Source organism: Prevotella aff. ruminicola Tc2-24, assembly GCF_900110895.1.
Taxonomy (GTDB): Bacteria; Bacteroidota; Bacteroidia; order Bacteroidales; family Bacteroidaceae; genus Prevotella.
Window position 1 is genome coordinate 689,885 of record NZ_FOIQ01000001.1, and the last position, 12,246, is coordinate 702,130.

9 protein-coding genes are annotated in these 12,246 nt (G+C 50.9%); all 9 read left to right on the forward strand.

Features of this window, described 5'->3' with window-relative positions; translation table 11 throughout:
* Positions 1-123: 123 nt before the first annotated feature.
* Genes BMY63_RS02980 through BMY63_RS03025 form a run of 9 tightly spaced genes read left to right on the forward strand, consistent with a single transcriptional unit; the run spans position 124 to position 12,086 of the window.
* Positions 124-2,196 (forward strand): GumC family protein, encoded by a 2,073-nt coding sequence (locus BMY63_RS02980; protein WP_256218910.1) that lies wholly within the window; start codon positions 124-126, stop codon positions 2,194-2,196.
* A gap of 5 nt (positions 2,197-2,201) precedes the next feature.
* Positions 2,202-3,731: an O-antigen ligase family protein gene (locus BMY63_RS02985; protein WP_091914624.1), complete on the forward strand. Its 1,530-nt coding sequence runs from the start codon at positions 2,202-2,204 to the stop codon at positions 3,729-3,731.
* Between the two features lie 26 nt (positions 3,732-3,757).
* Positions 3,758-4,648 carry a glycosyltransferase family 2 protein gene (locus BMY63_RS02990; protein ID WP_091899676.1) on the forward strand — a complete coding sequence of 297 codons (891 nt, stop codon included), beginning with the start codon at positions 3,758-3,760 and terminating at the stop codon, positions 4,646-4,648.
* Positions 4,649-4,654: 6 nt separating this feature from the next.
* Positions 4,655-5,797 (forward strand): glycosyltransferase family 2 protein, encoded by a 1,143-nt coding sequence (locus BMY63_RS02995; protein ID WP_091899677.1) that lies wholly within the window; start codon positions 4,655-4,657, stop codon positions 5,795-5,797.
* Complete coding sequence (locus BMY63_RS03000; protein WP_091899678.1) at positions 5,794-6,966, forward strand: glycosyltransferase family 2 protein; 1,173 nt, start codon at positions 5,794-5,796, stop codon at positions 6,964-6,966. The genes BMY63_RS02995 and BMY63_RS03000 overlap by 4 nt, the downstream gene beginning before the upstream one ends.
* Entirely contained in the window at positions 6,967-8,517 is a 1,551-nt protein-coding gene (locus tag BMY63_RS12275; protein ID WP_177178364.1) for a lipopolysaccharide biosynthesis protein, read from the forward strand.
* Positions 8,514-9,506, forward strand: a complete 993-nt coding sequence (locus BMY63_RS03015) for a glycosyltransferase family 2 protein (RefSeq protein ID WP_177178365.1) — start codon at positions 8,514-8,516, stop codon at positions 9,504-9,506. The genes BMY63_RS12275 and BMY63_RS03015 overlap by 4 nt, the downstream gene beginning before the upstream one ends.
* Before the next feature lie 20 nt (positions 9,507-9,526).
* Positions 9,527-11,077: a hypothetical protein gene (locus BMY63_RS03020; RefSeq protein ID WP_091914630.1), complete on the forward strand. Its 1,551-nt coding sequence runs from the start codon at positions 9,527-9,529 to the stop codon at positions 11,075-11,077.
* A gap of 10 nt (positions 11,078-11,087) precedes the next feature.
* Complete coding sequence (locus tag BMY63_RS03025; protein WP_091914632.1) at positions 11,088-12,086, forward strand: acyltransferase family protein; 999 nt, start codon at positions 11,088-11,090, stop codon at positions 12,084-12,086.
* Positions 12,087-12,246: the final 160 nt, after the last annotated feature.

Genomic DNA, 12,246 nt, shown 5'->3' on the forward strand with positions numbered 1-12,246 from the left:
CGCAAAAACAATACAACGATGGATTTATTTAGGTATATAGTTCGGTTTTTATACAAGATTCGTTGGTTTCTCATTATCCTACCACTCATAGCTCTGGTAGTTGCTTGGTTCATGACTCGTAACATGGAGAGGGTCTATGACACCAACACCACGATCTATACAGGTATGATCACTGGATACAATATTGAAGGAACGGTGGGAACGGCTGGAGGACAGTCGCAGACGAATATGACGAACCTGATGTTGCTGATTACCACTGACGCAACGATCCACGAGGTGTCACTACGCCTGTTTGCCCGTTGTATGATGTATGGTAACGCCAACAAAGACAATAACTACATCTCTGCAGAGCACTTCCGTCAGCTTAACAACAGTGTGCCGACAGATGTCAAGGCGCTGATCAATCACAACAGTGAGAATGCCACTTATGCGAACCTGAAGGCATATGAGCGTCCGTCGCAGGACAACTATATCTTCGGACTCCTGAACTACAACCAGTGGTTTGGCATCAACAGCATCACCAGTCGTCTGAAGGTACAACAGCTCCAAAAGAGTGATATCATTGATATCAGCTATACCACCAACGACGCAGGTATCGCCTACAACACACTGGACATCCTGAACGAGGTCTTCGCCCGTCAGTATGCACAGCTTCGTTATGGTGAGACCAATAATGTGATTAAGTTCTTTGAGCGCGAGGTTGCCCGTCTGTATCGTATATTGACTGGCGCAGAGGATGACCTGATCCGCTACAATGTAGAGAAGCGTATCATCAACTACGGTGAGCAGACCAAGGCCCTTACAGGACTTGATGCCACTCAGCAGACATCCGACAATGACCTGCTGAAGAACCAGACGACGACACGTGCGCTGATGGACTATCTGGAGCGGCAGTTGGGTGACCGTGCCAAGATTATCAAGGCCAACAAGGAGTTCACCAACCAGGTAACAGATATCTCACGTATCCAGTCCAGAATATCTAACCTACGCCTCATGAATAGTGAAGGCGGTGGCAGTGGTATCGAATCACAGCAGGAGCTCGCCAAAGCCGAGAGAATGCTGCAAGATGCCTCTAATAACGTACGCAGTCTTGTGAAGGATATCGAGGCTGGTACCTATAGCACCGAGACTGGTGTCAAGGCCAACGAGATGATCAGCAAATGGCTGGATCAGGTGTTGCTGCTCGAGAAGACCAAGGCTGAGTTGAGCGCTCAGGATATCATGCGCCAGAAGCTCGACAAGCAGATTCTGTACTACGCTCCTATCGGTGCGACCATCGCCCGTAAGGACCGTCATATCAGCTTCATCGAGGGTAACTATATGGAGATGCTGAAAGCATTGAACTCGGCCCGTCTCCGTCAGAAGAACCTCCAGATGACGACAGCCACCCTGCGCGTGCTGAATCCGCCGATGTTCCCCATGAACGCCCAGCCCACCAACCGTCTGATGATCCTGTTGGGTGCGTTCATGCTGACCTTCGTGCTCACAGCCATGTACTTCTTCATCATCGAGCTGTTGGATCGCACGCTACGTGACCGTATGCGTTCGGAACGTATCACCAAGATTCCTGTCATGGGCTGCTTCCCGAAGGAGAGCACCCTACGCTATCGCCGTTTCAACAAGACCATCGCCGATATGGCACTGCGCCAGTTGAGTAAGGCCCTGCTGCCACACTTCAAGGAGGGTCAGCAGAATGTACTGAACCTGCTCTCTACAGACGCTGCCAACGGAAAGAGTTATCTGGCACAGGAGCTGGAGAACTACTGGATCTCTATCGGCCTGCAGGTACGTCGCCTGACATACGATGAGGACTTCCTCGCTGAAGACAGTCGCTTTATCATGGCCAAGGACATCAAGGACATCTGCGCCGACATCCTGCCCAACGAGATTGCCATTGTGGAATATCCTAACCTCGACGACCACTCTATCCCACCAGCATTGCTGAACATGGGTACTGTGAACCTCATGGTAACACGCGCCAACCGTACTTGGAAAGACGTTGACCAGAAAGCCCTGAAGGAGCTCCAGTCACAGCTGGAGGACCAGAACACCTTATATATGTATCTGACCGAAGCCCAGCGCTATGCGGTAGAGGAGTTCGTAGGACAGTTGCCACCATATACCAGGTTCAACAACTTCGTATATCGGATGTCGCAGATGGGTCTCACTGCAATTGAAAACAGTCACGCGAAATAGAATAAATGCCAAGTAGTTCTTCACATAGACTATCAGAATACACACATGAAAACGGAGGAAGAGTCCTGTTACTCTTTCTCCTGTTTTTACTTGCCATATACGAATTCGTTACAGCCGGCTTCTCTGCCTTTGCGACCATCTGTATCATACCAGTACTGATCTTCTGTATCTATGTCGCATTCAGATGGAGGATGTCGACGTTCTGGGCACTGATCATCATTAACTTCTTTGTACAGATGAAGGATGTCACACTGCCTATCCCGGTGTCACTGCCCAACGAGATGCTGCAGATCATCCTTATGGCCATCGCCGTGATCGACATCCGTCAGACCTCACCCTTTGGACGAATCGGTAATCTGATGTTCTTCGCCCTGGTAATCTGGTGCGGCTTCTGCTTATTAGAGATTCTCAACGACACCTGTAACCTGGGCATCAGCATCGCACGATGGTATAATGGAGCCCGACTGATGGCTTTCCAGCTCCTATATATCTTTATCGTGTTCTCATTATACATCTCGACACCCGAGACGTTGAAGAACTACCTGATACTATGGGCATTACTATCGTTATTCTCCGCCTTCTGGACATGGAAGCAGGTCTACCTCGGTCTGACTGTCAAGGAGAATGTCTGGCTGCAGACAAGCGGATATACGACGCACTTGCTGAATGCTGGTACACTGATACGATACTGGTCGACCTTTAATGATGCTGCCTGTTATGGTTGTTATGCCGCAGCGACATCGGCCGCCTTTATCATCTTTGCCATCACCAATAAGATCAAGAAATTCAAGTTGTTCTTCGGTATTATTGCCATTGCAGTGATATGGGGCATGTTCCAATCGGGTACTCGAACAGCCATCTTCTGTCTGGCAGCCGGACTGCTGGTATATATCTTCTTGTCGAAGTCGTTTAAGATTGCCATTCCGTTCACCATCGTCTTTGGTATCTTCGCCTTTATACTGATGTTCACCAATATCGGAAACAGCAACCAGCAAATCCGAAGAATGCGATCGGCGTTCAACAAGGACGACGCGTCTGCGAGTGTGCGTGAGATTAACCAGGAGGTCATGAAGAAACATATCAAGGACGCCCCATGGGGTATCGGACTGGGTATGGGCATGGAGCATGTGCCTGCTAACAATAAGTATTGGCGACTGGCTACGATCCCCCCCGACTCCGAGTATGTGTTCATCTGGCTGAGAACAGGACCTATAGGCATCACGATCTTCGTCATCACCATGCTCATCATGCTGGGAGGTGCCTGTAGGGTGGTACTCTTCAAACTCAAGAACAAGTCGCTTATAGGTATCGGAGGTGGACTATGCGGTGCCTTTGTCGCCATCCAGTTAGGAGGCTATGGAAACCAGATCTTGATGCAGATGCCTAACTGTCTGACCTTCTATGGAGGTCTGGCCATCGTCTATGTCCTGCCCTACCTCGAGCCGGCATGGATTGAGATGGAGAACAAGATGTACGAGAGACAGGAAGAGAAGAAACGAATCAAACGGGAAAAGAAATTAGCATCACGAGTATAAAGAGATTGAAAACTGATAATTGAACGTTGAGCATCAAGACATCTATTATCACAATCAATTACAATGGGCTGGCAGATACCTGTGCATTGATTGAGACGATTCCCTTCAATGAAGACATGGAGGTGATCGTGGTAGATAATGCCTCAGACCATCAGGAAGCAGACACCATCGCAGAGCGATTTCCTCAGGTGAAGGTTATCAAGAGCGAGAGGAACGTAGGCTTCGCAGGAGGAAACAATCTCGGTATCCAGGCCGCCCAAGGCACATACCTCTTTCTCGTCAACAACGACACGGTATTCAAGGACTTCAACATCTCTGCCCTGATCGACAGACTGGAGTCCTCATCCGACATTGGGATTGTCTGTCCCAAGATACGCTTTGCCTGGGACAAGAACCCCATTCAGTTTGCTGGCTACACCATGCTGAGCAAGGTGACGATGCGGAATCGGTCCATCGGCTATGGCGAGGATGATCATGGACAGTATGAGACAGCCCACCCCACGCCATATGCCCACGGGGCAGCGATGCTCGTCAAGCGAGAGGCAATCGACAAGGTGGGACTGATGCCAGAATGCTACTTCCTCTATTACGAGGAGATAGACTGGTCGATGATGTTCACCAGAGCAGGCTACCAGATATGGTACGAGCCGAAGTGCACCATCTATCACAAGGAGAGTCAGGCCACAGGACAAGACAGTCCTCTGCGCACCTATTATATTACTCGTAACAGACTGCTGTTCGTCAGACGTAACAGGCGGGGCATCCTCAGAGGACTATCCTACGCCTATCTCACTGCAGTCGTCGCACCCCGCGACATGCTCAGACACATCACAAAAGGCCGATTCAATCTCGCCAAGGCAACCTATAAAGGATTACGAGACTTCAGCCTCAACGTATCATCATCAATGAAATCGTAAAAGCATATGGATTTTTGGCAACTACTATACATCATCGACGGAATTCTGTTTATCGCAACAGCTGGCACAGTACTCTATCTGGGCATCTTCTCGATTGCATCGTTATTCAATCGAACAAGCGTGCTCCAGAAAGCCAAGAAGCAGAAGCGCATCGTGGTACTCATCCCTGCCTACAAGCAAGATGCAGTCATTGAGCATACGGTCATCTCCATCCTGGGACAGGCCTACCCCCAGCGCATGTTCGATGTCACGGTGATCTCCGACCATCAGGACGAGATGACCAACATGCGTCTGGCACAATATCCCATCACACTGCTGACACCCAACTTCGAAGAGAGCACGAAGGCCAAATCCCTGCAATACGCCATCCTGAACCTGCCAGAGTTCAAGATCTACGACATCGCACTCGTACTGGATGCCGACAATATCGTGGAACAGGATTTCCTGGAGAATGTCAACAATGCTTTTGACGTAGCAGCTACTAAAGCTATTCAACTGCATCGTATATCCAGGAACAGAGACACGGCTGCCGCTCGAATGGATGCCATCTTTGAAGAGATTAACAACGCCATCTTCCGTAAAGGACATATCAACCTCGGACTGTCATCCGCCATAGCGGGTTCTGGCACAGCCTACGACTTCACATGGTTCAAGACCAATGTCATGCGAACGAAGACCTCTGGCGAGGATAAGGAACTTGAGGCGCTGCTGCTGCGTCAGGAGATCTTCATCGACTATTTCGACCATATCTACGTCTATGGCGAGAAGAAACGGAGCACGGCTAAACTCAACGAACAGCGCGGACGCTGGGCCTCACAACAGCTCCATAATTTCATCCGTAACATCCGCTTCCTGCCAGGCGCGATCTTCAGGAAGCAATATGACCTCGCGGACAAGATCATACAATGGATGCTCGTTCCGAGAACAACGCTGATGGGCATCATCATGGTGATGAGCATCGTCCTGCCGTTTATCTACGTCACACTCGTCATCAAATGGTGGATACTAGGTGCACTGGCTCTGTTCTTCTTCGCGCTAGCCACCCCCGACTATCTGGTTGATGAGATGTGGGACAAGACCTTCCTTCGCTCGCCATTCGTGAGTCTATGGGGATTAATTAATGTCAGACTGTTAGGAAAGCGTAAATGATGTGGACAATCCTACATATCATCGATATCGCCCTCTGGTTGTTGATCTTAGGGTCTGTCGCATATGTGGTATTCTTCACTTTCATCTCCCTCTTCTACGACAAAGAAGACCAGTTGGCCATCCATGCGGCCTCTCTCAGTGGTCGTATGAACAGATTCCTGATTCTCTTCCCTGCCTATCAGGAAGATGCGGTCATCACCAACGCCGTCGAGACATTCCTGGAACAGGAATATCCCCAGGACCATTACACGGTGGCTGTCATCTCCGATCACATGCAGCCCGAGACCAACGAGGCACTTGGGAAGCTCCCCATCACCTTGCTGACGCCCACCTTCGAGAAAAGCTCCAAGGCGAAAGCCATGCAGTATGCCATCAATGAAGTCAAGGGCGACTTCGACCACGTTGTCATCCTCGACGCCGATAATATCGTACGTCCAGACTTTCTCTCCAAGCTGAATGTGCTCTGCACGATCTACGATGCCGTCCAGTGCCACCGTTGTGCCAAGAACGCTGACAACGATGTGGCTGTGCTCGACGGAGCCAGTGAGGAGATCAACAACACCATCTTCCGCAAAGCCCACAACCGTCTGGGATTGTCGTCAGCGCTCATCGGCTCAGGCATGTGCTTCAGCTATGATCTGTTTAAACAGAACGTGTTCCAGTTGTCCACGGCTGGCGAAGACCGTGAGATGGAAGCCCTACTGCTCCAACAGGATGTCTATATCAAGTATGCCCCCGAGATCCATGTCTACGACGAGAAGGTGAATAGTCAGGACACTTTCCAACGGCAGCGTATGCGCTGGATGACAGCACAGGTACAGAGTCTGCTCAGCAATCTCCCCAAGCTCCCTCGCGCCATCTTCCATGGCAACATCAACTTCATCGACAAGACCATCCAACAGGCCCTGATTCCTCGTTCCATTCTGATCGTTCTCTTGACAGTCATCTCCATACTGGTGACGCTGCTGGTACCCGTCTGGTGCGAGAAATGGTGGCTCCTTTTAGGACTGCTTGTCCTTTCCCTGTTCATCGCCCTTCCCTGTCAGTTGCGCCTTCGAACCATCACAAAGGTCTTCACCATCCCTGGACTGGTATTCAGGATGCTGACGAACATCCTGCACATGGACAGGAAGAGTACTGACTTTATTCATACGGAGCACAATTCATAGATGATGGAAGGGAGTCGTACAAAACGGACCATTCAGAATAGTCAGATGTCACTGCTGCTATTCCTGATTCAGGTATTGATCGGGTTCTACTCTCGTAAGGTCTTCCTCGACCACCTTGGCGACGAGGTGATCGGTCTGAACACCACCCTGGGTAATATCCTGGGATTCCTGAATCTCGCGGAACTGGGCATCGGCATCGCCATGGCGACATCGCTGTATCAGCCTATCCACGATCAGGACCGTCACACCATCCGTGAGATCCTCGGTGTACAGGGTTTCCTATACAAGCGCATCGCCCTGTTGTTGTGCCTGCTGAGCATCCCGATCATCATCGCCCTTCCTTTTATCTTCCCCTCCACAGCATGTGGCATCGCCTATGTCTATGTGGCCTACATCGTCTTCCTGAGCGGCTCCATCTTCGGCTATCTGTGGAACTACCGACAGGTGTTGATACAGGCCGACCAGAAGAACTACAAGCTGATGCCTTGGGTTCATGGTTTGAGGTATGTGAAGATCCTGCTGCAGATCTTTGTCCTGATCTTCTTCAGTTGGGGTATCTGGGGATGGATTATCATCGAGTTTATTGGCAATGTGGCCACCGTCCTCGCCATCAACTATGTCATGCGGAAAGAGTATCCGTGGCTCTATGCCGAGAAGACATCCACGAAGGACCTGATCCATAAGTACCACGGACTGATCGTCAAGACCAAGCAGGTCTTCGTTCATAAGATCGCTCTGTTCGTCATCGAGCAGACAGCCCCTCTGATCATCTATGCCTTCGTATCCCTCACGATGGTGACCTTCTATGGTAACTACATGATACTCATCGGCTATGTGGTCACCCTCATGAACGTGGTCTTCGAGGGAATGGGAGCCTCTATCGGCAACCTCGTGGCGGAGAAGAACAGAGCACATACGCTCGATGTCTTCTGGGAACTGTTCACGTCACGCATCTGGATCGCGGGCATCGCCTGCTATGGACTGTACCTCTTTATCGGTCCCTTCATCACCCTGTGGATCGGCAGCAGATACCTGTTGGGCGAGACCACCCTACTACTGCTCGTGGCAACGATGTTTATCCGCATCACGCGTTCCGTCGTCGACTCTTTCAAGAACGCCTATCAGCTATTCGCGGATGTGTGGGCACCCATCGCCGAGGCCGCCATCCATCTGGGAGGCGCCATCCTGTTAGGCTATTTCTGGGGACTGAACGGTATCCTCCTGGGCGGCATCCTCAGTCAGATTATCATCGTACTGATATGGAAGCCCTACTATACCTTCCGTAAAGGACTGGGAGCATCACCTCTGTCCTACTATCTCCAGTTCGTTGTCCACTGCGCCGTACTACTTGTCTTCGCCTGTCTCGCCAAGGCATTGTATCAGCACTTCTACGTCTGGCAGGATGGTTCCGACTGGCTCATGCTCGTGGTATGGCTGACCGTCTCCCTACTCTTCTTCATCGTCACCACATTCATCACGCTATACATCCTAACGGCAGGCATGCGTATGTTTGCCCGTCGCATGATCAGAATCACGACCCACAAACTATGAAGGTAAGCATCATCATCCCCGTATACAACGTAGAGAACTATCTCGTCAGATGTCTTGATTCCGTGACAGCCCAGACCTGTCAGGATATCGAGTGTATCCTTGTCGACGACTGCGGCAACGACCACAGTGTGCAGATAGCCGAGGACTACATCCAGACCTATCAGGGTCCTATCGTCTTCAAGTTCCTGCACCACACCAAGAACCGCGGACTGGCCGCTGCCAGGAATACGGGCATCGATGCGGCGACAGGCGACTATCTCTTTTTCCTCGACAGCGACGATACGATCGTCGACGACTGTATCGAGAGCCTTCTGGCTCTTTTCGGGAAATACCCCGACATCGACTTTGCCCAAGGTAATATCCTGGCCGAAGATGGTACCATCAGTTCCTACGGTTTCCAGCGTGAGATGCCGGAATACACTGCCGACGCAGCAGTCATCTACAGGATCATGCTCAGCGAGATCACCACTGTAGCATGGAACCGTCTTATCCGGAGAGACTTCGTACTGACTCACAAGCTCTATTTCCCTGAGGGCTATTTCACAGAGGATATGTACTGGGGCTACTTCATCGCCAAGCATGTCAAGGCCGTGTCGTTCACCCACAAGGGCCTATACACCTATTATATTAATGAGGGGAGCATGATGACCTCGCCCAAGAAGAGTACACGCATGAAATGGTTCACGTCACGCTTGTGGACCAGTGGGGTCTACCTGACCGACATCAGGAAAGGAGGCGCCAACAAGTACCAACGCCAGTATCTGGCCGTCAACCTTCTCAGTTGTCTGGTGGAACTGGCAAACATCAAGTCCGTCGCCCAATGGCTCAGGTTCTGGAGCAGGGTATGCCGCATGTCACTATCCATCATTCACAAGACCACCTGGCACAGGTTCCTGCTCTTCGTCTGTCTGATGCCCCCCGTCTGCTTCCTTGCCAGCAAGGACAAGATCAGATGGCGCATACAACAGCGTATCATTCCCTTTGTATAACCCCCAAATAGAGACCCACGATGCAGACATCACCGTTTAAGCTATTCGGCCTACTCTTCATACTGGCATTGGGCGTGCTGTTTATCATCTCTCCCGACTCGTATACACACGACCTGTTCTTCCGCATCGACACCGCCTGGTTCTTCACCTGCGGAAAGGCGTGGATGAACGGGATGATTCCCTATGTCGACTTCGCCGACAGCAAGGGACCGCTCCTGTGGCTTATCTATGGCATAGGCTATCTGCTCTCGCCCCATAACTACCTCGGTATGTTCTGGCTCAGTGTCGTGTTATATGCCTTCATCTTCTACTATGTCTACAAGACCGCCTTCATCTTCCTCAAGGACACGAGGCACGCGTTCTTCGTTGTACTCCTGATGATCGCCGCTTTCTTCTGTAAGTGGTACCATTATGAGATCAGGGCGGAAGACTGGGCCCATCTCTTCATCGCACTCCTGTTCTACCATCTGTGTCGTTTCCTGTATACTGACGAGGGGAAGAGCGACAGACATGTCTTCCTCACCTGCTTCCTCTATGGTATCAGCATGGCCGCCACCCTGCTCATCAAGTATAACATCACCGTCATGCTCGGACTGCTGGCCCTGTATGTCCTCTATGCCCTCATCCGAGAACGGAAGAACATCCTCCTTGCCGTCCTGACTTTTGTCGCGGGACTGTTGCTTGTCATGGCTCCCTTCTACCTCTATATGCTGAGCGCAGGTAATCTCGATGCCTTCATCCGAGAGTATTTCCTGAACACGATGCAGACCATCGACTCGTTCAACAACTCATCCATGTATGTCAAGGAGTGGCTCTTCCTCACCTACGATCCCCTATACGTCGTGCTCTTCACGGTCTGTTGTGCAGGTGCGCTGATGATGGCCCACAGGGTCAGACGATACAAGTACTTCTTCCTGTTGTCCTTCCTCGCCTTCTATGCGATTGCCATCCACCACAGTTCCTCCTACCGCATCCAGTACATGTGCATCTGCCTGTTCTTTCCGATATGGCTGTGCATCGGCTCCGTGGGCTATCTTCAAGAGAAGTACGCCGCCTCATCACGCAGAATCCTATGTATGAGCTCGTCTGTCCTCATCCTGTACACCCTTTTCTCCAACATGTTCACACAAGGGTATGTCAACCAGGACCTGTTCTTCATGAACAACGACGGTCGCCAGTGGTACTATGAGGCAGCCTATTACATGTCTCAGGTTAAGAAGCCTACCATCATCTACTACACCAGCATGGAGAAAGGCATCGGCACCCCCGTCGACGCCCTACCAGGAACACGGTACTGGTCATCCCAGATGGGTGCGACCCAGGAGATGCTCGGCTCACAGTTGGACGGGGTCAGGAAGGGGACAGCCGACTTCATTCTGGTGTCCGACTTCTCGCAGCCTCTGGCACTGACAGACAGCATCCTCCACACGGCGGGCTATCACCCTGTGCATGAGCATCAGTTCAACAACACGCACCAGGTGCTCTATTCCAGACATGTCCTTCGCCCACTACCCCATGACTTCAGGGTCAGCAACTGGGATGTGCTGCTGAAGAGAAAGATATTCAATTAACAAGTGCCGCATGATCGCATCCATCTTTGGTCTACTGAGAAAGCATGTCGTCATGAACGACTACCACGACATCTCCCGCTACCGTTCGGAGTTGATGGGATGGGCCATCGTATGGGTGATGATGCTGCATTTCACCTTTATCCAACTGAAGCCGTTGGGCTTCGTTGCCCAGTACGGCATCATAGGTGTCGACATCTTCCTCTTTGTCTCTGGATATGGTCTCTTCTTTGCACTGGAGAAAAGCACCAGCCTGCGCTCATACTATAAGAGAAGATGGCTGCGTATCTTCCCCGCCTATTACATCATTGGTGCCTTCTACAGTTTCTTTGTCTTCAACGATGGTATCATCGACTACCTGTTCCGCTACACCACACTGGGGTTCTGGACTGACAGCCTGTATTGCGACTGGTATATCCCTTCACTCGTCCTGCTCTATCTCCTGTCACCTTGTCTGAAGGTCCTTTTCGACAAGAAAGGCTGGGCCGTCATCCTCTCGCTGACCGTCATCGCCATTTACCTTGTCGCCTACCTGCTTGTCGACAGAGAATTGATTTACGAGAAGGAGCCCCATTTCTTCCTGCTTTACAGGATTCCCGCCTTCCTGTTCGGCATGACCTGTGCCTACTGGCTGAAGACCAAGGCGCCGATCAGATACTTCTATATCATCATGTTCATCGGCATTCCCTTCTTCCTTGTGCTCTTCCCCCGACATCACGACATATACAACTACAAATACCTCTCCCTTGCCTTCCTGCTGCCAGTCTTTGTCTACGGTCTGATCCTCCTCTGCAGGATCACCAAGCCCTTGAACGGCATCATGGCGCGAGTGGGCAATGCCAGTCTGGAGATTTTCCTCATCCAGGGCATCTTCTTCTACGCCATCGTGCACCATCTGGTCGCCATTCCCGCCCCATGGCACGATGCCATCACCCTTGGGCTCATGCTCCTCTGCACACTGCTTGGCATCATCTCCCACCACCTCATTGACAAGTGCCTCCCCAAGAGGTAGACAAGACAATTATTGTTTTTTGCGTTTCTCAATTTATCTGTCGGCTCATATCATCGTATCAATCCTGTGGTATGTCCAGAAGTTAGACAAGGAGTGTCTAATTTCTGGACATGGCGTTGGTTCGTCGATTTAACAGCATATTGATTATCAGTACGTTACA

Coding starts and splice junctions, on each gene's coding strand:
- BMY63_RS02980 (WP_256218910.1), top strand. CDS start 124: ATGGAGAGGGTCTATGACACCAACACCACGATCTATACAGGTATGATC.
- BMY63_RS02985 (WP_091914624.1), top strand. CDS start 2,202: ATGCCAAGTAGTTCTTCACATAGACTATCAGAATACACACATGAAAAC.
- BMY63_RS02995 (WP_091899677.1), top strand. CDS start 4,655: ATGGATTTTTGGCAACTACTATACATCATCGACGGAATTCTGTTTATC.
- BMY63_RS03000 (WP_091899678.1), top strand. CDS start 5,794: ATGATGTGGACAATCCTACATATCATCGATATCGCCCTCTGGTTGTTG.
- BMY63_RS12275 (WP_177178364.1), top strand. CDS start 6,967: ATGATGGAAGGGAGTCGTACAAAACGGACCATTCAGAATAGTCAGATG.
- BMY63_RS03015 (WP_177178365.1), top strand. CDS start 8,514: ATGAAGGTAAGCATCATCATCCCCGTATACAACGTAGAGAACTATCTC.
- BMY63_RS03020 (WP_091914630.1), top strand. CDS start 9,527: ATGCAGACATCACCGTTTAAGCTATTCGGCCTACTCTTCATACTGGCA.
- BMY63_RS03025 (WP_091914632.1), top strand. CDS start 11,088: ATGATCGCATCCATCTTTGGTCTACTGAGAAAGCATGTCGTCATGAAC.